This is a genomic window from Olivibacter sp. 47 (assembly GCF_030372825.1).
Lineage (GTDB): Bacteria > Bacteroidota > Bacteroidia > Sphingobacteriales > Sphingobacteriaceae > Olivibacter > Olivibacter oleidegradans.
This window is the reverse complement of record NZ_JAUCNR010000001.1, coordinates 3,383,305-3,404,761: the sequence shown is the minus strand read 5'-3', so window position 1 is coordinate 3,404,761 and position 21,457 is coordinate 3,383,305. Positions and strand designations below refer to the sequence as shown.

At 39.6% G+C, this 21,457-nt stretch carries 17 protein-coding genes and 1 tRNA gene; 9 read left to right on the top strand and 9 right to left on the bottom strand.

Annotation, left to right across the window (positions count from 1 at the left end; genetic code table 11):
- The first annotated feature begins 64 nt into the window (after positions 1 to 64).
- Together QT327_RS14890 and ggt are read left to right on the top strand one after the other, a co-directional pair.
- Positions 65 to 1,069 carry an NAD(P)H-dependent glycerol-3-phosphate dehydrogenase gene (locus QT327_RS14890; protein ID WP_289553198.1) on the top strand — a complete coding sequence of 335 codons (1,005 nt, stop codon included), beginning with the start codon at positions 65 to 67 and terminating at the stop codon, positions 1,067 to 1,069.
- Between the two features lie 27 nt (positions 1,070 to 1,096).
- On the top strand, positions 1,097 to 2,803 hold the full coding sequence (gene ggt / locus QT327_RS14885) for a gamma-glutamyltransferase (RefSeq protein ID WP_289553197.1): 1,707 nt from the start codon (positions 1,097 to 1,099) through the stop codon (positions 2,801 to 2,803).
- Between the two features lie 50 nt (positions 2,804 to 2,853).
- Here ggt and QT327_RS14880 read toward each other — a convergent pair whose 3' ends face one another.
- Together QT327_RS14880 and QT327_RS14875 are read right to left on the bottom strand one after the other, a co-directional pair.
- Entirely contained in the window at positions 2,854 to 4,653 is a 1,800-nt protein-coding gene (locus QT327_RS14880) for a DEAD/DEAH box helicase (RefSeq protein WP_289553196.1), read from the bottom strand.
- Between the two features lie 285 nt (positions 4,654 to 4,938).
- Positions 4,939 to 5,673 carry a DUF4397 domain-containing protein gene (locus QT327_RS14875; RefSeq protein ID WP_130855850.1) on the bottom strand — a complete coding sequence of 245 codons (735 nt, stop codon included), beginning with the start codon at positions 5,671 to 5,673 and terminating at the stop codon, positions 4,939 to 4,941.
- A 161-nt stretch (positions 5,674 to 5,834) separates the two neighbouring features.
- On the opposite strand from QT327_RS14875, the gene QT327_RS14870 reads away from it, so the two are divergent.
- From QT327_RS14870 to QT327_RS14860, 3 genes are all read left to right on the top strand, one after another.
- Positions 5,835 to 8,453 (top strand): FtsK/SpoIIIE family DNA translocase, encoded by a 2,619-nt coding sequence (locus tag QT327_RS14870; protein WP_130855851.1) that lies wholly within the window; start codon positions 5,835 to 5,837, stop codon positions 8,451 to 8,453.
- Positions 8,454 to 8,568: 115 nt separating this feature from the next.
- The gene (gene lolA1 / locus QT327_RS14865) at positions 8,569 to 9,219 is read left to right on the top strand and encodes an outer membrane lipoprotein periplasmic chaperone LolA1 (RefSeq protein WP_130855852.1); all 651 of its coding nucleotides are present in this window, start codon (positions 8,569 to 8,571) and stop codon (positions 9,217 to 9,219) included.
- Between the two features lie 307 nt (positions 9,220 to 9,526).
- Complete coding sequence (locus QT327_RS14860; protein WP_130855853.1) at positions 9,527 to 10,294, top strand: MBL fold metallo-hydrolase; 768 nt, start codon at positions 9,527 to 9,529, stop codon at positions 10,292 to 10,294.
- On the opposite strand, the gene QT327_RS14855 is transcribed toward QT327_RS14860, so the two are convergent.
- Positions 10,261 to 11,073 carry a DUF3050 domain-containing protein gene (locus tag QT327_RS14855; protein ID WP_130855854.1) on the bottom strand — a complete coding sequence of 271 codons (813 nt, stop codon included), beginning with the start codon at positions 11,071 to 11,073 and terminating at the stop codon, positions 10,261 to 10,263. The two genes, QT327_RS14860 and QT327_RS14855, sit on opposite strands and share 34 nt — an antisense overlap.
- A 234-nt stretch (positions 11,074 to 11,307) precedes the next feature.
- Between QT327_RS14855 and QT327_RS14850 the strand changes: the two genes are divergently transcribed.
- The gene (locus tag QT327_RS14850; protein ID WP_013667122.1) at positions 11,308 to 11,943 is read left to right on the top strand and encodes a peroxiredoxin; all 636 of its coding nucleotides are present in this window, start codon (positions 11,308 to 11,310) and stop codon (positions 11,941 to 11,943) included.
- A 311-nt stretch (positions 11,944 to 12,254) separates the two neighbouring features.
- Positions 12,255 to 12,452, top strand: coding sequence for a cold-shock protein (locus QT327_RS14845; RefSeq protein WP_013667121.1), 198 nt, complete (start codon positions 12,255 to 12,257; stop codon positions 12,450 to 12,452).
- 115 nt (positions 12,453 to 12,567) lie between these two features.
- Here the strand turns inward: QT327_RS14845 and QT327_RS14840 are convergent, their stop codons facing one another.
- The 3 genes from QT327_RS14840 to QT327_RS14830 form a co-directional block, all read right to left on the bottom strand.
- The gene (locus QT327_RS14840; RefSeq protein WP_013667120.1) at positions 12,568 to 13,548 is read right to left on the bottom strand and encodes a 2-hydroxyacid dehydrogenase; all 981 of its coding nucleotides are present in this window, start codon (positions 13,546 to 13,548) and stop codon (positions 12,568 to 12,570) included.
- Between the two features lie 97 nt (positions 13,549 to 13,645).
- Positions 13,646 to 14,035, bottom strand: a complete 390-nt coding sequence (locus QT327_RS14835; RefSeq protein ID WP_013667119.1) for a DUF1634 domain-containing protein — start codon at positions 14,033 to 14,035, stop codon at positions 13,646 to 13,648.
- A 32-nt stretch (positions 14,036 to 14,067) separates the two neighbouring features.
- Positions 14,068 to 14,901, bottom strand: coding sequence for a sulfite exporter TauE/SafE family protein (locus tag QT327_RS14830; RefSeq protein ID WP_130855855.1), 834 nt, complete (start codon positions 14,899 to 14,901; stop codon positions 14,068 to 14,070).
- Positions 14,902 to 15,032: 131 nt separating this feature from the next.
- Here QT327_RS14830 and QT327_RS14825 point away from each other — a divergent pair, with 131 nt between their 5' ends.
- Together QT327_RS14825 and QT327_RS14820 are read left to right on the top strand one after the other, a co-directional pair.
- Complete coding sequence (locus QT327_RS14825; RefSeq protein WP_289553191.1) at positions 15,033 to 16,256, top strand: metallophosphoesterase family protein; 1,224 nt, start codon at positions 15,033 to 15,035, stop codon at positions 16,254 to 16,256.
- Entirely contained in the window at positions 16,253 to 19,318 is a 3,066-nt protein-coding gene (locus QT327_RS14820) for an SbcC/MukB-like Walker B domain-containing protein (RefSeq protein WP_130855857.1), read from the top strand. The genes QT327_RS14825 and QT327_RS14820 overlap by 4 nt, the downstream gene beginning before the upstream one ends.
- A 27-nt stretch (positions 19,319 to 19,345) precedes the next feature.
- Here the strand turns inward: QT327_RS14820 and QT327_RS14815 are convergent.
- The 3 genes from QT327_RS14815 to QT327_RS14805 form a co-directional block, all read right to left on the bottom strand.
- A tRNA-Gly gene (locus QT327_RS14815) sits at positions 19,346 to 19,421 on the bottom strand.
- Positions 19,422 to 19,512: 91 nt separating this feature from the next.
- Positions 19,513 to 19,956: a hypothetical protein gene (locus QT327_RS14810; protein ID WP_130855858.1), complete on the bottom strand. Its 444-nt coding sequence runs from the start codon at positions 19,954 to 19,956 to the stop codon at positions 19,513 to 19,515.
- Positions 19,957 to 20,025: 69 nt separating this feature from the next.
- Positions 20,026 to 21,216, bottom strand: a complete 1,191-nt coding sequence (locus tag QT327_RS14805) for a sensor histidine kinase (protein WP_130855859.1) — start codon at positions 21,214 to 21,216, stop codon at positions 20,026 to 20,028.
- Between the last annotated feature and the right edge of the window lie 241 nt (positions 21,217 to 21,457).

Genomic DNA, 21,457 nt, shown 5'->3' with positions numbered 1-21,457 from the left:
ATCCATGTAGTAGTAATGTAAAAAAATCCTTAATTTGGCCTACTTTAGCAGAGTTGGTACACGCATGGAAAGAAAAAAGAAAGTAGCCGTAATAGGAGGGGGTAGCTGGGCGACAGCCATCATTAAGATGTTAAGCGATAACGAAGTGGAAAAAGACATTTTCTGGTGGATGCGAAACAAGGACGCTGCATCCTACATTAGAGAATACCATCATAATCCAAATTACCTTAGTGCTGTAGAAATTAAAATCCCTTCGGACCAGATAACAACCAAATTGTCTGCTGTTATCAAATCTTGCGATCTCTTGATCTTAAGTATACCTGCAGCGTTCCTGAAGGATGCACTTTCGACAGTTTCAGCAGAGCTATTGCAAGGTAAATATATTATAAGCGCGATCAAAGGCATTGTTCCGGAAGAAAATCAGATAATTGGCGACTATTTACAGAGTCGATTCGACGTTCCCTTGGATCGCATTGCTGTCATTAGCGGACCCTGTCATGCGGAGGAAGTCTCCTTGGAAAAGCTTTCTTATCTAACTATTGCCTCTGCGTCTCCACATACGGCTTCTGTTTTTTCGTCTATGCTCAATACGCGTTATATTAAGACGATTCAATCCGATGATATATATGGAACCGAGTATGGAGCTGTTTTGAAAAATATTTATGCCGTTGCCAGTGGCATATGTCATGGCGTGGGGTACGGTGATAATTTCCAAGCGGTTCTTATTTCCAACGCTATTCGTGAGATGGCTCGCTTTTTGGCAAAAGTACATCCGATTAACCGAGATATCAATGAATCCGCTTATTTGGGTGACTTGCTTGTAACGGCATACTCACAATTCAGCCGAAACAGAACTTTTGGGAATATGATTGGAAAGGGCTATACTGTTAGATCTGCTCAACTGGAGATGAACATGGTGGCAGAAGGATATTATGCATCAAAATGTATTCACCAAATTAATAAAACATATCAGGTAGATATGCCCATTTGTAGAGCCGTATATGCCATTTTGTATGAAAAACATTCACCTCATATCGAAATGAGACTTTTATCTGAACAATTAACCTAATTATTAACCAATCATATAAGACTTATTATGAACACCTATTTACGATCAATCGGCAGATTCAGTTGTTTGTTGCTGTGCTTTTTACTTCCAACCCATCATATTGTCGTTGCACAGGATGCAGTTTCAGGATATAGGAATGGTATGGTAGTTTCTGCTCACCCGATAGCTTCAGAAGTTGGTTTGAATATACTGAAGAAAGGTGGAAACGCGGTTGATGCTGCCATTGCAGTACAATTTGCCCTAGCTGTCGTTTACCCCAATGCCGGGAATATCGGTGGAGGCGGGTTTATGGTGTATCGTTCTGCCAAAAACGAATTTGCCGCTTTGGATTTTAGGGAAACAGCTCCCGGCAAAGCGACACGAGATATGTATTTAGACCCCGAAGGCAATCCAATCGAGCGTTTAAGTTTAGATGGACAGTTATCAGTAGGGGTTCCGGGAACCGTGGATGGAATGGTTAAAGCCCACGAAAAATATGCTAAATTGGCTTGGAAGGATTTGCTTCAGCCAGCAATAGATTTAGCGAGAAAAGGTTTCCCCCTTACAGCTATGCAAGCGGAGGAGCTGAATGCAAGAAAGGAAGCTTTTCAGCGGTTCAATCCAATGGGAACGGCGCTTATTAATAAAAAAAGCGAATGGAAAGGAGGCGATCTTTTAGTGCAAAAGGATTTAGCCCGGACACTTACCGCAATTAAGGAGAAAGGTCGTTCTGGTTTTTACGAGGGTCGGACGGCTTTTTTGATTTTGGAGGAAATGAAGCGCGGTAACGGAATTATTAGTTATGAGGATTTAAAACGCTATCAAGCTAAATGGCGCGAACCGATTATAGGAAATTATAAAGGTTACCAAGTTGTGTCGATGCCGCCTTCATCTAGTGGCGGTATTGCTTTAGTGTCCTTGCTCAAATCAGTTGAACCCTATCCGTTGAGCAGGTGGGGCTTCCAACAAGATTCGACAATTCAAGTGATGGTGGAAGCTGAGCGGAGGGTTTATGCGGACCGCGCGGAACATTTAGGAGACATCGATTTTTACCCAGTACCAATTAAGGGGCTGTTGGATTCCAATTATCAGCTTGGAAGAATGCGAGACATGAATTTTAATCGGGCTACCCCTAGCAGCGCCATCAAAGCAGGAAGCCCTCAACATCATGAGAGTGAACAAACGACGCACTTTTCAATTGTTGACAAAGAAGGGAACGCGGTATCCATAACGACTACCCTGAATAATGCCTATGGCTCACAGGTGGTGGTGCAAAAAGGAGGGTTTTTATTAAATGATGAAATGGATGATTTCTCAATTAAACCAGGTGTGCCCAATTTATATGGACTTCTTGGTGGAAAGGCAAATGCAATAGAACCGGGAAAGCGAATGTTAAGTGCAATGAGTCCGACAATCTTAACCAAAGATAACAAGCTTTTTATGGTTCTTGGTACACCTGGCGGATCAACTATTATAACGTCGGTATTTCAAACGATCTTAAACGTCATAGAATTCGATAAAACAATGCAGCAGGCTGTTGATGCACCCCGTTTTCATCATCAATGGATGCCGGATGAGGTATTTGTAGAAGAGAACGCGATAACAGACGCTGTCCGAACTCGTTTGGAGCAGAAAGGATATAAGTTTACGCCTAGAGGTAGCATTGGTAGGGTGGATGCAATTTTGGTAGGTTCGGATGGCTCATTGATGGGAGGCGCCGATTCAAGAGGAGACGATAAGGCCGTTGGATATTAACTTAAAAATAAGAAACAATTGGTATAAAAAAGCCCCTACTAAATAGGGGCTTAAGGGTTACCATTTTTTCGTTCACCTTTTCTCTCGCGACGTTTTCCCGAAAAATCACGAAAACCTCCGCCATTACCACTATCTCTTTCACGATCGCGTCCTCCACGTCCACTACTTCTTGAAGAGCGCCCACTCCGACTGCTTCCACTTCTAGAAGGGCCTGCGTCTCGGTCGCCGGCTAATTCAACACGTACGGAACGTCCGTTGAAATCCGCTCGCTGAAATCCGCTCATGATTTTGTCAACTACATCATTTTCTACTTCAAAGAAAGTATACACACCTTTTAGGTCTATCTTACCGATGCTTTTACCGCTTATCTGTGCATTGTTACAGATGTATCCCAACATATCTCCTCTGGTAAAATCATCCACCGAACCAAGATTAATAAATAAGCGAGTAAAGTCAGATTTGTAGCCTGTACGGCCAAAACGATCTGCTTTTCCTCCCTTTTCTGATCGGGAGTCAGTTGCCGCAGATACATTCAGATCAGGTGCATTCTCGTAATAATCCAAGAAGCGATTGAACTCCAAGCTAGCAAAGTGCTTAATGACATCTTCTTTAGAAAAATCACTAAACTCGTCCATGATACGTGGAAGGTATTGACCGATTTGGTCATCATTCACTTCAACGGCTTTTACTTTATGAACAAGTGCAAACAATTGTTTCTCGCATACATCAAAACCATTAGGAATCTCTGCTTTTACGAATTGCTTGCCGATTACACGTTCAATCTGTCTTATTTTCCCTAGTTCTTTAGAGGTAACCAACGAAATAGAAACTCCCGTTTTACCTGCACGAGCAGTACGACCACTTCTGTGCGTATAATTCTCGATCTCGTCCGGTAAAGAGAAGTTAATAACGTGTGTTACATTATTAACATCGATACCACGCGCAGCAACATCAGTTGCGATGAGCAGTTGCAAGCTACGTTCGCGGTAACGTTTCATTACTTTGTCGCGTTGTTGTTGCGAAAGATCACCATGTAGAGAATCGGCATTATAACCATCCTTTATCAAGGCTTCCGCAATTTCTTGCGTTTCAATTTTCGTGCGGCAAAAAACAATACCGAAAATTTCAGGATTAAAATCTACAATGCGTTTAAAAGCCGCGTATTTATCGCGCGGTCTCACGATGTAGTATTCATGATCGATATTTGCGTTACCTGTATTCTTTGTTCCTACGGTAAGTTCAAACGGATCGGTCATGTAATTTTTTGCGATCCGACGTACTTCTGCCGGCATAGTGGCTGAAAATAACCACGTTTTCTTTTCATCGGGAGTAGTTGAAAGGATATCGTTAATGTCCTCTTGAAAGCCCATATTGAGCATTTCATCCGCTTCATCCAAAACTACATACCGTACTCCCGAAAAATCTATGGCCTTTCTGCCGATAATATCGAGCATACGGCCAGGTGTCGCAACCACAATTTGTACACCACGTCTAATCTGGCGCAGCTGATCGCTAATATTAGCGCCACCATACACAGCTACAACGTGTACATTGTCTAGATTTTTAGAAAAATTTTTTAAATCATTAGTAATCTGTAAACACAGTTCACGCGTAGGACAAAGCACTAATGCTTGAGGCGTGTTTTGTGAGAAGTCTAATAATTCTAATAACGGCAGGCCAAATGCTGCGGTTTTACCGGTTCCTGTTTGGGCTAATCCGACAAAATCGCTGCTGCCTGTAAGAAGGGCCGGAATGGCCTGCTCCTGGATTGGTGTAGGTTTTTCAAAACCTAGCGCCGATATGGCATTAACAACATCATGACGGATTCCCAATTGACTAAATGGGTTCATGAAATTCAAAAAACGTTAGACTTTATTGTCTAAAGAAGGTGCAAAGGTAGACTTAATTATTGATATATGCAAGCTTATAACCTTTTTTATTAACTGACTACATTAATTGTAATATAGAACCTCAAACCTGTTTTAACATTAACTTGTTTTAAAAAGATCATTATCTTATTTACCTCTTAACTATTTCCCACCCGAAGTAAGAGTGAATGAAGTGTTGTGAAAAAAAGCCGCCCAAGGGGAGCGGGCGGCTGTCCATCGATTGGGATATGATGGACATCAATCAACCTAATCGTGCTTGAAGATGGAGACCTTAAGCTTTTTCGCCTCCTCTTCAGTGTCTATAAAGCCAGTAGCCAGTATAGTATAATATTGTCCTTGTTTTGGTGTAAAAGTAGCGTTCGCGATTGATACATGCGTATCATGGTTAATTACCTCCAGTGTGTAGGCTGTGTTGTCGTCCGCTTTAATATTACCAAAAGCACTATTTTGCTTAAACTTTTTATCGGACGCTAAAAGTGTATCCACCGCACTTGTCTTCAAGTCAAATTTCACGGAGTCAGGGCAAAGATTAATAAAACGAATTCTTGCCATGCCGCTGGCAGGGACATCGCTTGCATAAAAATCCCGCATACCTAACAGTTCCAATGAATCAAGGCGATCTACCGCAAAAATGGAATAGCATACCCCACCCTCTAAACTCCAATTTTTTACATCCAATTTTTTATTGTCCGCTGACGTATTTACCTGAAATTGGTTACCCCCTGGATACACCAATTGGTAAACCGTTCTATCCAAATATTTAAATTGTTGTGTATTAACTCTATACCCGTTTATTCCTACGATTAAATCACCAGCATCCGGTGATGTATGTATAAACGATACAAGTGCTGCGGGTATGGTTCCATCTTGTCCGTTATCGTCATCTTTAAGACATGCGCTCATTGGCAACAAAAAACAAAGGCCTAGAAACGCATAGATCAATCTCTTCTTGTTATTTAACAATAAAGTATGTATGTTCATGTGAATTAATAAACGTATGTAGATAGCCTGTTGATGGCTTATCTTCTGATACCTTTAACGGGTTGGGGAGTGCGAGCGCTACAGTATTTATAAAATTTATTTAGGGCGAAGCCTTCGTCCAAAAAAATCCATAAGTTTGTACCAAAGAATTGTAGAAATTAATGTCTTTAAAAGGAAATCAGTTTAGGTCTAATACAGTAAAGGGAGAAGGGAAGATACGAAATAACGGTACCCCTAAAAGATCACGCGATGAACAATCGACGTTTGGTACCCGATTTTCGGGGCGAATAAATTTCCAGAATAGTAAAGCTGTGAAAATTGCCGGCCTATTTTTTTTGGTGCTGTCTCTTTATTTTTTCATTGCATTTACCTCTTATCTATTTACTTGGCAAAATGACCAAAGTTATATATCTGCGGCTAATGGAGGGTGGAACACACTATTTAAGACCAGGGAAGAGCTGGAAACCTTGGGATTTAAAGAGGTAGTTGTTGAAAACTGGCTTGGCAAGTTGGGTGCATTATTGGCGAATCAATTTATGTACGAGTGGTTCGGTATCGCATCCTTTTTGTTTGTAATAGCCTTTTTTGTAATGGGGTATAGGCTTCTATTTAAAGTAAGACTCATTGCTTTAGATAAGCTTTTTGGCTACGGTTTTTTTCTTTTGTTGTTCATATCGGTAACGATTGCTTATTTTCATAGCTTCATCTTAGAATATCCACATTATTTAGAAGGAGAGTTCGGCTTTTGGACCAATAAGATACTAGAAGCACAGGTTGGCACGGCAGGTGTTGGAGCCTTTTTGTTATTTATAGGCTTAACCGCTTTGATTATTGCATTTAATCTCGATTTTAAACTGCCGGAGAAAAAGAAAAAAATAGTGTTAAATGATGATGTCAACGATCTTATATCCAACGTGGAGGAAGAAGAGGATGATGACGTTCAGGAGGATGAATACACAACACCCGCCTTTCAGCGCAATCAAATAAAGAATGACCGGAGCGATCATATTGGTGGCGAGAAAGAAAATGAAACTCGTTTATCGCAGAACTTAGAAGTTAAACCTAGAAAGGTTGAATTGGACTCAGACGCAAGTTCAAATAATCCTTCATTTGAATTGGAACCGCTCATTGCAAATGAACCGGAATCCGAGCGAAATATGCCACTCAACGAGGTTAAAGAAAGTCCTGACTTACTGGTAGAGCGCGTGAAGGAGGAAAAGCCGTTGACCACCGCTGATACGCTTGTAGAGCAATTTGGTCAATATGATCCAAAATTAGATTTATCAGGCTATCAACACCCTCATTTAGACTTGTTAAAAGATTATGGTTCGGGAAAGATCGTGGTGAATAATGAAGAACTGGAAGCAAATAAAGATAAAATTGTTGAAACACTTAGCAATTATAATATTGAAATCGACAAGATCAAGGCAACTATTGGTCCTACGGTTACCTTATATGAAATTATTCCTAAGCCAGGTGTGCGTATTTCAAAAATCAAGAATTTAGAAGATGATATCGCACTTAGTTTAGCAGCCCTTGGAATACGTATTATTGCACCGATGCCGGGTAAAGGGACTATTGGTATTGAAGTTCCAAATAAAAAGCCGGAGATGGTTGCTATGAAAGCAGTTATCGCTACCGAAAAGTTTCAGCATACTGAAATGGACTTACCGATTGCTTTAGGCAAAACTATTTCGAATGAAGTATATATAGCTGACCTAGCCAAAATGCCACACTTACTAGTTGCAGGGGCAACGGGCCAGGGTAAATCAGTGGGCATTAATGCCATTATTACTTCTTTACTATATAAAAAGCATCCGGCAGAATTGAAATTTGTGATGGTAGACCCGAAGAAGGTTGAACTATCGCTTTTTAAAACTATTGAGCGACATTTTTTAGCTAAACTTCCAGGAGAAGAGGAAGCCATCATAACCGATACGAAAAAAGTTATCAATACCCTCAATTCACTTTGCATTGAAATGGATCAACGTTACGATTTGTTGAAGAATGCGCAAGTGCGAAATCTGAGAGAATATAACAACAAATTTGTTAACAGAAGGCTTAATCCTGAAGAGGGACATCGCTTTATGCCTTTCATTGTTCTGATTGTCGATGAATTTGCAGATCTGATGATGACAGCCGGAAAGGAAGTGGAGACACCTATCGCGCGACTTGCGCAATTGGCACGGGCCGTGGGAATACATTTAGTAATTGCAACGCAACGCCCTTCCGTTAATATTATTACCGGTACTATTAAAGCAAACTTTCCGGCTCGTTTAGCTTTCCGAGTTCTTTCTAAGGTGGACTCACGCACGATTTTAGATACCGGAGGTGCGGATCAACTTATTGGACGAGGTGATATGTTGCTCGCGACAGGAAGTGATTTGATCCGGATACAATGTGCTTTTGTGGACACCCCCGAAGTAGAAGAGATTTCAGAATTCATCGGGGCACAAAGAGGCTATCCTTCAGCTTTTCTGTTGCCCGAGTACGTGGATGAAAATGGAGAGGGCAGTGGTTTAAGTGATATCGATTTGGTAAACGACCGCGATGCATTATTTGAAGAAGCTGCGCGATTAATTGTTTTGCATCAGCAGGGTTCTACGTCCTTGATTCAGCGAAAACTCAAATTAGGGTATAACCGTGCAGGGCGCATTATCGATCAACTTGAAGCAGCAGGCATTGTAGGTCCTTTTGAAGGTAGCAAGGCCAGGGAAGTGCTATACCCGGATGAATACTCATTGGAACAATTTTTGGAAAGTTTAGCTAAAAAGGATTGATGGAAATCGAATACGCAATTAAACGTTTTGCAGATAAAAACGTCTATCCCATATAACCTAGCTATTGAGCCCCTACCAATCGCTGGGGAAAACGGTGGCTACAGAAGTTTATAATATGAAGAAATTTATTTCTGTGATTATTTTGCTTGCTTGCAGTTTAATGGCTTTAGGTCAAAATGATCCTGCAACAAAGAAGCTGCTAAACGACATAAGTAAAAAATACCAATCGTATAGAACGGCTAAAATTCAATTTAGCTTAAAGGCACTTAACCAACAAAAACAGACGACGGTAAATGAAAAAGGGGAGTTAACTGTAGAACCTCGAACCAATAAATACCGTATCGTTCTTGACGATCAGGTAATGATCTCGGATGGTAAACAGCAATGGCATGTACTGAAAGAAGAGCAGGAAGTTCAGATTAACGATGTAGAAGAAACACAATCGGGATCAATTACCCCGGCAAATATTTTTTCGTTCTATAATCAGGGATTTAAATATCCTGCCGCAAAAAGCGAGCAAGTAGCAGGCAAGGCCTTGTGGGTGATTGATTTGACCCCGACGGACAATAGCAAGTCTTATTTCAAAGTGCGATTACGGTTAAACAAATCAGTAAATCAGATTTACGATGTTACAGTTTTTGATAAAAGTGGAAGCCTTTATAGCTACACCATCCAAAATTTCATACCCAATGTTAAAGTTAGCCCCAAAACTTTTATATTTGACAAAGCAGATTATCCGGGGATGGAGGTTGTAGATTTGCGATAAGTTCTGCGATCGGGTCAATGATTTTTATACATAGAAAAAGTGTTACCGTTTACGCAACATAGTTTGGATAAGTTAGAGGCTCTTTTTAAGGGCATGGGCTATAAAGTTCGCTATGAAAAAGGAAACTTTAAGACAGGTTCCTGCCTTTTACAGAATAGTAAGATAATAGTTGTTAATCGCTTTTCGAATGTAGAGGTAAAGATAAATTCGTTAATTGAGCTTTTGCGTGAACTGGAACCCGATATATCCCAGCTGATGATAAACAAAAACAACTATTATTTAATATTAAACAAACTAAATTAACACTTTGACGATTAAGTTTTTAGGTACAGGAACATCACAGGGCGTGCCTGTAATTGCATGCAGTTGTAACGTCTGTACCTCTTCTGATTATCGTGATAAACGTCTTCGTTCTTCTATTTTGCTCACGGAGAAAGGCAAAAACATTGTGATCGATACCGGCCCTGATTTTCGTTTTCAAATGCTCCGTGCGAAAGTAAATCATTTAGAAGCCGTACTTTACACGCATGCACATAAAGATCATATAGCAGGTTTGGACGATATCCGTGCCTTTAACTATTTTCAGGGGACAGCAATTGATGTTTTTGGCGATTATTTGGTTCAAGAAGCACTTAAACGGGAATTCTATTATATCTTCGCTGAGCACAAATATCCAGGTATACCTAAGATTAATTTAAGAGATGTAACCGATCAATCCTTTTTCGTGGGAAATATAGGTGTTCAACCTATTGATATTATGCATTTTAAACTACCGATAAAAGGTTATCGCTTTGGTGATTTCACTTACCTTACCGATGTGAAATCCGTTTCGGAAAGTTCCGTGAACAAAATAAAAGGTACAAAAACTTTAGTAGTAAACGCGTTGCAACGAGAGGCGCATATTTCTCATTTTACTTTAGAAGAAGCTATAAACTTTGCGAGCAGAATAGGGGCTGACCACACCTATTTGACCCATATCAGCCATCGTTTGGGCTTGCATGAGGAAGTTTCCAAAGAATTGCCTCCAGGAATCCACCTTGCTTATGATGGATTAGAAATTTCTTTGGATGATTGATCTTTTTGGCACTTCATTTTCATTAAAGCACAATCCCAGAGCTTAATGCGAGATTGTAAGGATCTTTTTACCGCTTGTATCGCATCTTGCCAAACAGAGGGGTCGTCACCGCACAGGGTGCTCGTCATCTCGAGTGCAAGATTGCCATGATGATCTCCATCTACTTCAATATGTCTTTCCAAATAGTATTTAAAAATGGAAATACTTTCCGGAAATTCGCTGTCCAAATCTTTTATGATGGAAATAAACATATCAGGAATCAAGTCTTCTCTACTAAAGGTAAATACAGCTGATTGAATTGCCGGGGTTGCATGGCTTATTATATCGAAAGTGTCGCTAACAAAATCTACTGCCGCCTCCGGTGCATCTGCTATACGTAGAGCAATTTGCATTGAATTACCTTCTTTAAGTGCCTGCGTCAATTTGGTTATTGAAGTCGTGTCAGCTCCACACTGCTCCATTGCTTCCAAATACATTTCGTAATGGCTCTTTCGATTTCCCAGATGGTCAATATCAGATTCTTCACCGGTGACAATTTCGTTGATTAAATAACGTGTGTTTGCGTCGCCAATAGGATACCAAGGTATTTGAACGCAAGTTAAACTTCTTTGTAACGCTTTTAACAAGGACATAAAATCCCACACGGCAAAAATGTGATGTTCCATAAAAACTTTCAGATCATCAATACTTGTAATACTCCTATAAAGCGGGTGGTAAATGATCTCCTCCTTCTGTTGAGCGATCGCTTCTTCTAATTGTTGTATATAAGCTAACTGCATGGCCTGTAATTTTCTGCAAACATAGCTATGTGCGACGTAATTAACATAACACAGATGTCAAAAAAGCAAGTAGGAGCTACTATGAAAACCATTTCCCCGGATTTATGTAATGTCAATGTAATAGGTGTAGATCGAATCAGCTATAAGTAAAATTTGTGATGGCGGCGTTTGTTATTGTCGAAAAAAGTCGATTAATTTGATATACTTTGTATTAACTTTAAAGGAGGAAAAATAATGAGTTTACAACTAGGAGATGTTGCACCAAACTTTGATGCGGTCACAACAGAAGGAAATATTAATTTTTATGATTACGTTGGAGACAGTTGGGTAGTACTTTACTCTCACCCATCTGATTATACACCGGTATGCACAACTGAATTGGGAAAAACAGCATCCCTGAAGCATGAGTTTGACAAGCGTAACGTGAAAGTCTTGGCACTTAGTGTGGACAGCGTCGAGGATCACCATGGATGGGTAAAAGATATTAATGAAACCCAGCATGTGGAGGTAAACTTTCCGATTATTGCGGACAAAGACAGGAAAATAGCAGAAGCTTATGGAATGATTCATCCCAATGCATCTGCCACTGCGACTGTGCGCTCGGTTTATATCATCGATCCAAATAAAAAAGTACGGCTTACGATTACCTATCCTGCGTCTACAGGCAGAAATTTCCAGGAAATTTTGCGTGTGATTGATTCATTACAACTTACCGAGAATTATAGTGTTGCAACACCTGCTGATTGGAAGGATGGAGAGGATGTTATTGTAGTTCCGGCTATAAAAACAGAGGATATTCCATCAAAATTTCCGAAAGGCTATAAGGAGATCAAACCTTATTTGCGCACAACTCCACAGCCGAATAAGTAAGAGTAATCAGCTAATAACTTAATGAGCTATTAGCTGAACTTTTAACAAATCAGTGAGTAACGATGATATCAATGAAACAACTTATCATATACCGTTCAATTTTTTTGCTTGATCATTGAAAAATTGAAAATTTTATAGTAGGTTTGGTATAGTTTAAATAAATCTGTTCGGGTTCTCACCATCGCCGGTAGTAATGTGGACTATTTTTTTAAGCAAAATTACTGAGAATTAACCCTGTGTTTCCTAAATTATGATACATCAGTATTTCTATATAGGGCCACAACAATCGTACAACAACAAATTTTTTATTAATGAAAACCGGAAAAGTAAAATGGTTCAACGCGCAAAAGGGATTTGGATTTATTATTCAAGAAGACGGGACCGACATTTTTGTTCACTTTAAAGACGTAAAGGGCGGAATAGATGCAATCAAAGATAATGATCGAGTGGAGTTTGAGGTAGCCGATGGAAGAAAAGGCCAGCAGGCTGTAAATGTGAAGAAGATCTAGTGTGTATAACTTCTGCTTAAGCTTGTATTAAGAAATTCTAACAGCCCGTTATTACGGGCTGTTCTATATTATGTTACCCTTTTATTAATAATTCGTAACCTTCAATTTCGGATCGTCAGTGCTGTTCGTAAACTTCCGGGTTGACTATATGTAATAAAGGTCGTCCCTGGAACGCGGCGATAACGTTTTTAGCCGCAATACTGGCCATCCCATTTCGCGCTTCTACAGTATTTGATCCTATATGAGGGAAAACAGCTACATTAGGCATATTGAGAAGCGGGTTGTCTGCTTGCATCGGCTCAGGATTAGTTACATCTAGTCCGGCTCCCCATATTATACCTTGCTGCAAGGCTTCGATGAGATCGGGTTCATTGTGTACGCCACCTCGCGAAGGATTTATAAAAATGGCAGACGGCTTCATTTTACGGAAAACGTCTCTATTAAACTTATTTTTCGTCTCCGGTGTTAGAGAAGAGAAAGCAACTAAAACGTCACTTTGACTTACTAAGTCGTCGAAGGATACACGTTTTGCCCCCAGGTTTCTTTCGGCTTCTTTATTGTGCGAACGGTTGTGGTAAATAATAGGCATATTAAAAGCCGCCTTTGCTTTTTTTGCTAGTTCGCAACCAATATTACCTAAGCCAAATATGCCTAACGTTTTACCCTGAAGGGAAAAACCAAGATCATCTATTGGTTGGCTAAACCCCCATTCTCCTTTAATAATTTTTTTATGAAGGTACAGTGCTTTCCGCGATACAGCAAGCATTAAAAGAAAAGCGGTGTCAGCGGTGGCTTCGCTTAATACATCCGGCGTATTGCCGACAGGAATACCCCATTTTGTGGCCGCCTTAATATCAACGCGGTCATAGCCAACAGAATGGAGTGAGATGATTTTCAAATGCTTGCATGCTGCAATAAATTCACTATTGAGCGGCCCCCAACCGGCAGTTAGCAACGCGTTGTGTTTACTGCAGCGATCAATCAGCTCTTGTGTGCTAAGTTCTCTTCTGTCAACGTGTTGTTCATAAGTTATGCCAGCCTCATTTAAAAGATCTAGGCCGATTTGCGGGATCATGCGGTCGATAAATACGGTCATACGTAATCGTTTTATTATAATAATTATACTAACGATAAATAGTTAATCCTGCTTTAGGTGGTTCCCTTGCATTAGGTATTCCTAAATCGGAACGATGCTAATGGGCAAAACCAAAAAAAATACTAAAACAGATTATTGCGATAACAAGTAGTGTAATTCCTACATAAAGATAGTCTTTCTCTAACAAGAAAGCCACTAACGAAAATATTATACGCAGAATTGGTGTTAAAAACAAGAGTAATATTCCCAGCAGGATTACATCATCGCCTCTTCCATGTGCCACCCCAATAAGTGTTTGCTTAGATAATGTTAAGATATCTATGTCTTTCTCTATAAAGGTACCGTAGTGAATTGTTTCACGCTCATGATTGAACAGATAAATCAATCCACCCAAAGCGGCAACACCAAGCGCCGTCCAAACGCCGTATCGCAATAGATTTCCTATAACCAGCTGGATATCTCTATCTTTTACTTTCTCATTTTGCATTCGTTATTGAATTAGAGCTTCCTCTCATCATATTATATATTTCCGGCGGCGCCGTTATAAATCATGTTGAGTGCCAAAATAATGATGATAACGGCAAAAAACATTCTTAATTTTTTTGGGTTGGCCCTCAGTAGGACTTTAGCACCCGTCATAGCACCCAATAAAACACCTATTACCACCGGCATGCAAATATCCGGTTCGATATATCCTTTCTGCAAATAAATAACAGCACTGGCGGTAGCAGTGACTCCCATCATAAAGTTACTAGTGGTTGTTGACACCTTGAAAGGAATACGCATAATATTATCCATAGCGATTACTTTAAAGGCACCGGATCCTATTCCAAGTAATCCCGAAAGCATACCCGCCAAACCCATCATGCTAAAACCGCCTATTACGTTTTTGGTTCCATAGGAGATAATCCCGGAAGTGCTGGGATAACTTGAAGGTAACTTTAATGCTAAAGCCAAGGAGCTTGAGGATTTCACATTGTGTTCTTCCTTTTTACGCAAAGAATTTAACGCTGAAAATATAAGGGTACAACCAAATAGAATAGCGATTAAGCTGGTTGGTGCAATGGAGGCCAGCAAGGCTCCTCCCACAGCGCCTGCCGTTGTCGCTATTTCTAGAAACATTCCTAAGCGCATATTCGTGATCCCTTCTCTTACATAAGCTGCAGCTGATCCGGAAGATGTGGCAATGACCGAGACAAGAGCAGCGCCAATAGCATAATGTATATCAACACCCAATACTACTGTCAACAGCGGGATAATTACCACACCTCCACCAAGTCCGGTAAGCGATCCAATAAATCCAGCACAGCACGCCCCAAATAACAAGATGAGTGTAAAAGTTAAAACTGTCATTAATATGGTGTTTGGCTTCAAACTTAGCCAATTTGTGGGGATTATACAATTAGATAGCCTAGTGTGGACGTTATTTTTAAAGCTTTTAAAAAAAATTTCCGTTTTTTGCTTATATTAACTATAATGGACTTATGAAAATACTCCATACTGCCGATTGGCATTTAGGTAAGAGATTAGACAAGTATTCAAGGCTAGAGGAGCAGCGCGCTGTATTGGATGAGCTAATTGCCCTAGCAGATGAAGAGGAAATAGATGTTGTGTTAGTCGCCGGAGACTTATTTGACGCTTTTAACCCGGCCGCTGAAGCCGTGGAACTTTTATATAGAAGTTTGAAAAGATTGGCAAAGAATGGTGAACGAGTTGTTATCGCCATCGCTGGTAATCATGATTCGCCCGATAGAATAGATGCCCCCGATGTATTGGCTCGTGAATGCGGGATTGTGTTCGTCGGTTATCCACAGGCCACAATCGCTGTAGGTGAATTGTGTGGTGGCTTTTGTATTACTAAGAGTGAACCTGGCTTCCTCGAGATAAAGGTTCCGAAATACGATTATCCGCTTCGTTTGCTGTTAATGCCTTACGCTAACGAATATCGATTGAGAACATTTTTGGGTGTGGATAATGAGGAGAAAGAATTGAGAAGTATTTTGGAAGCCCATTGGGAGCAGCTGGCAACAAAGTATTGCGACAAATTTGGCGTAAATATATTAATGGCACACCTCTTCGTTATGAAGAGGGGAGAAGTCCCCCCCGAAGAACCCATCGATGAAAAACCTATACTGCACATTGGTGGTGCGCAGGCTGTCTATAGCGAAAATATACCGGAGAGTTTACAATATGTGGCATTAGGGCATTTACATCGATATCAGGAAATAGATAAAGCTCGCATGCCTATTGTGTATAGCAGTAGTTTATTAAGTTATAGCTTTGCTGAAGCGGGTCAACAGAAAAATGTAGTACTGATAGAAGCTGAGCCAGCCAGAGCAGTAGATTTCCGGCAATTGCCACTAAAAGCAGGAAAACCACTATATAAAAAACGTTTCGAAAGTATATCAGAGGCTCTTGAATGGTTGCACCACTGCGGTCCTGCCTGGATTGAATTGACAATGGTAAGTGAAGATTTCATGAATGCAGAAGACCGAAAGCAACTTCTACAGGCCCACGACGGCATCGTTACTATCATTCCTGAAGTAAAAACCAAAGGAAATGTAGCTGAAGAGACTAGAACAATCGATTTAAGTCAGTCAGTCGAAGAATTATTTATCCAGTATTTTAGCTTCAGGAACAAACAGCAACCAAATGAGGACTTGTTAAAACTATTTACAGAAGTAAGAGCAGAGCAGATAGACGAATGATTCCAATTTCATTAACTATAAAGGGACTTTTTTCCTATCAAAAGGAGCAAACGATTAATTTCGCTCGACTAATTGAGGGACAATTATTCGGCATTTTCGGTTCCGTGGGTTCAGGCAAATCATCGGTTTTGGAGGCGATTGCTTTTGCTTTGTACGGAGAAACCGAACGACTGAGCACCCGGGACGATAGAAACTATAACATGATGAACTTGAAATCGGATGAGTTGCTCATTGATTTTGTGTTCAGCAACTTCGACGAAAAGCAGTATCGATTTATCGTTAAAGGGAAACGCCATGGCAAGAAATTTGAGAAAGTAAATACTTTCGATCGGTCTGCTTATAAGTTTGAAAATGGTATGTGGCAACCTTTGGAGGTAACAACTGCGACACCTTTATTGGGACTTAGTTACGAGAACTTTAGACGTACCATTATTATTCCACAAGGCAAATTTCAAGAGTTCTTACAGCTGACAGATAAAGCCCGAACGGAAATGCTCAAAGATATTTTTCAGCTGGACAAATATGATTTTTTTCAACAGACCGCCTCTTTAGAGCGAAAGAACAACGAAGTGATCCAACGTCTAAAAGGACGTTTATCTGTTTTTGAAGGAATAAATGAAACCTATGTTGGTCTCGCTTTGCAAAAATTGCAAAGCTTGGCAGCAGAAGTCTCGACAATGAAGGCCGAGCTTCAACAGAGAGAAAGCGACCTAAAAGAGCAGGAGATATTGAAACGATTATTTGAGGACTTAAAAACTGCTGAAAACTCCTATAAGCAGTTGCATCTTAAGTCATCGGAATATCAGCAGTTGAAACAGCAATTGAGTGATTATGAATACTGCGAACGTTATTTTAAGGTAAATATACAACGAGCGGAAGAGCTGGCAACAGGAATAGAAAAGCGAAAAGAAAGCTTGAAAGAATATCAGTATAAGCTCAAAAACTGCGAAACATTACTGATGGAGCAACAGCAAGAACTTGCCAATATCACGTTGAAATATCAATCACTTGAGCTCCTTAATCAAAAGCGTAACGATTATCGGACTGCTTTGCAAATATTGCAGTTAAAAGAAGATATCGATCATTTAAGTGGACGAATTATCAAGGGGAAAGAATTTGTCCATAAAGCGCAGCAGGAGAAGATATATCGAGAAAAAATAGCCTTAGCGCTTCGAGAAAAACTAAAAAAGAAACGGAATGAAAAGCTGGATTTGAACACCTTATCGCAGATAAAAAATTGGTTTACTTCCCGCGAGCATTTAGAAAAAAACAAAAAAACAAGCCAATTAGCACTTGATGATATAACTGGAACTTTAAAGCAACTTGAAAGTACCATCGACGACTTACTTGTTGGGGTAACTACTCCGATCCAAAATCATAAAGAATCATTAGACACACGCATAAAGACCATTGATTTTGAGCTCGATAAGCTTTCAAATGAAATTGCGCATGCCCGGATGCAAGTTAAATTAGGTGATTTTGTCGCGGCCTTGCAGCGAGGTGAAGCTTGTCCGCTTTGTGGAGCATTGGAGCACCCTCAAGTTATGGTCTTAGAGGATGTGGAAAATCAGCTCCAACAATTAAATGCTAAATCTGTACATCTCAAGGACGAACGGAATCTCGTGCAGGGACTTATACGCCAGCTTGAAATATTAGATGGAAAAAAAGCCACCATTCTTAAGAGTCGGGACGAACTCCTTTTTAGGGCCGAGTCAGACGAACAGGCATTACAAGTACATTTCCAATCCTTTATTTGGGAATCTACTTGCGGTAGAGACGATGCCCGCACTATTGATCGGTTACTTGAAGAACACAAAACCGCAGAAAAAGAGTTGGAACGACTGGAACTGGAGATTAATGAAAATGATGCCATTTTGAAAAAAGCAGAAATAGATAGAGATCAATATGAAATCGGAATACAAAAAATAGTAGCAGAAGAACGAGTAAAGGTTGGGGCCTTAAATATGCTCACGAAACAACTTCACAACTTATCTGAAGATGAAGTTTATCAATATGATAAAAACTATCTGGAAAACAGTATTTTAGATATAGATAGTGAAAGTAAAGCTATTGTCGATCAATACGAGCAACTTCAAGCTTTGGTACAGGAGGAGCAACAGCTAAAAGTATCGTTGGAAGCAAGATTTCAGGCAGTCAATGAAAACTTAGCTGCCGAGCAGGAACGTCTGGACTTTATTACTGATCAGTTACGAGGTTCTTTAAGTAAATCGAAGTATGGCAGTTTGAATGAAGTTAAAAATATATTAAATCTAGCAATTGCTGTAGAAGAGGTCCGAAGCAGTGTAGACCTATTCTTCCAACAATTATATAATGCGAAAGAACAATATACCAAGCTAGCTACGGAGGCTAGCGATAAAGTTTACAATGAGGAGCTGTTTCTAAGGTCATTAAGCACTTATGAAGTGCTCAGGGATCGATTCAATCAAGAACAAGAGAAATATGCTGCTGCCAAAGCAGATTACGATAGGCTTCTAAAGCAACTCGAAGAAAAACAACAACTAGAAGACGATTTGGCGCGTTTACAGCATCGAGCAGATAACCTGACTATTCTTAAAAGCCTATTTAAAGGAAGTGGCTTTGTTAGTTATATATCCACGGTTTACTTACAACAATTATGTGAGGCAGCGAACAAGCGTTTTTATAAGCTTACACAGCAGCAATTGCGACTGGAGGTAACCGATAAAAATGAATTTCAGGTAAGAGATTACTTAAATGATGGTAAAACCAGATTAGCCAAGACCTTGTCCGGCGGCCAGACTTTTCAGGCTTCATTGTCGCTAGCCTTAGCTCTTGCGGAATCTGTACAACAACAAAATCGATCCAAGCAAAATTTTTTCTTTTTAGATGAAGGCTTTGGTTCTTTAGATCGGGAATCATTGGCAGTGGCGTTTGATACGTTGAAAACATTACGAAACGAAAATAGAATTGTGGGGGTTATTTCTCACGTAGAGGAGTTACAGCAGGAAATAGATGTTTATCTAAAGGTTAAAAATGATCCTTTTACGGGCACTCAAATAAGTGGAAGTTGGGAAATTAAATAAAAAGGATCACACCGAAGCATGATCCTTTGGAGCGAAAAACGAGGTTCGAACTCGCGACCTCAACCTTGGCAAGGTTGCGCTCTACCAACTGAGCTATTTTCGCATGAGGAAACAAATATAAGATAGATAAATATTCTTTGCAAGCGGTAAGTAAAAAAATTGGGTCTTTTTACAGCATTCACTGATACAGGCCTTTATTTCTTCAGGCCTTCTGAGGATATATTATTTGGAAGGAAATAGGTGAACAATTTAAAAAACAATGCTAAGAAATCCCATATAAAGCGGTTATTATCTTGTGCACTTTCACCGCAATCTATCGATGCCGAACGTTGTAACAGGTGTTGTAGTGTTTTTGACTGATGATTAATACCAAAAAAATGTGTCAGTTTTAGAAGGTAATACTCGAAATATAAATGACCCCAGATTTCCATAAGAAAAGATTTTCGCTTTATTTTAAGAGGATTCCCATAAATAGATTCATAATCCTGTTGTATAGCATTGGCTAACCATTCCGTTCTCTCTCTTACATTACTATCCAAAAAACGCCATAGGTTAATATTGTTTGTAATATGAATAAGTCCAGGCTCATAACCTACGCGTATGGTAAATGAGTGATAATGAAGTATTCGTTCTACCATCGTTTTATGGCGCGAGGTTTGGATAGGAGAGATATTCGGGAAGGATGATACGGACTTTCGGTGTTTTCATTACTTATTTAAATTAGAAGAAGAAAATGCACTTCTTTTTGGAAAGCTTGTGGTAAGTCCTTCGGTTTTCTCTTTCGTAGCTTTTATAGGTAACATAAAATAAAAAATTGAACCTTTCCCAGGTTCACTTTCCAGTCCGAATTTACCCTTATGATGAGAAATAATTTGTGCGCAAATAAACAGACCCATTCCTAAACCTTGGTGTTTATGCTTCTCATCACTCACTCTATAGTATTTATGAAATATATATGGTTGCTTCTCTCTGGGAATACCTTGTCCACGGTCTTTCACACATACCTTTAGCCATTTCTTATCGATAATCTCGGTATAAACAAGGACTTCGGTACTAGTAGGCGAGTATTTAAGCGCATTTGTTAAATAATTAGTCAGCACCTGTTCTAGTCTTTCCTGATCACCTTCCAGCCATACTTTTGTATTACAATTGACGTTAATCTGCCTATCAGGGTAACTATGTCTGACATTTTCTATCGTTTGCCTTAGAAAATCCCGACAATTAAACACAGCAAAATTATACTCCATTTTTCCCGCTTGTAATCTGGAAGAGTCCAGAAGGTCTTTTGCAAGACGGTTCAATTTATTGATTTGGTTCAGGCCCTTAGATAATAGCTGTATGGTTTGTTCGATGTTTTGACTGTTAGCGTTACGTAATGCCAATTGTAGGTAGGCATTTATAGAAGTAATTGGCGTACTAAGTTCATGTCCCGCAATACTGATAAATTCTTCTTTGGCGGCTTCGGTCATTTTTGTTTTCTGAAGCTCATCCTTTAAGAATCGATTATCATGGTACAATCCTGCAATATATTCTTGTCTGTCTTGAATGGATTTAATTTTAAAAATCAAGAAATCCGTACTGTAATCCCCAAAGAGACAATCCAGCCATAATCCGGTATACGTTTCGAACTTAATTTTCTGTTTGATTGATGACGGAGTAATCAACAGAACGGGAGTGTCTTTTACATTCGGGTTATTATTCATTACTCTTAAGACTTCTTGCGCGTCGCTACCCTCAAAAGCGTCCGCTCTTAGTATTAAGAGTTTATATTTATATGTGAAGATATGTTGCAGTGTTTCATCCGTCGACATAGCAGCCTGGGCAGGCAGGTTATTTGCTTCCAAAATTCTCATTAAAGAATTGTTGGCTTCAGCTAAACTATCAAAAACCAGTATCATACAATCTAATTTACAACGTTAGGTGGTTTGATCTGACTTACTAATATCAATAAATCCTATTTACTAATAAAAAAAATTACACGAAATTGCGTTTTCTGAGGACGGAATTCTTATTTACGCCACTATATCTTTAGATTGTTGCGCATAACTCTCTAACGAACAATATCCTTGAACTACTAAAACTTTTATATTTTATACGAAACATCTAAGTCTTTCTTTTGTTCTTAGATACACAAATTAA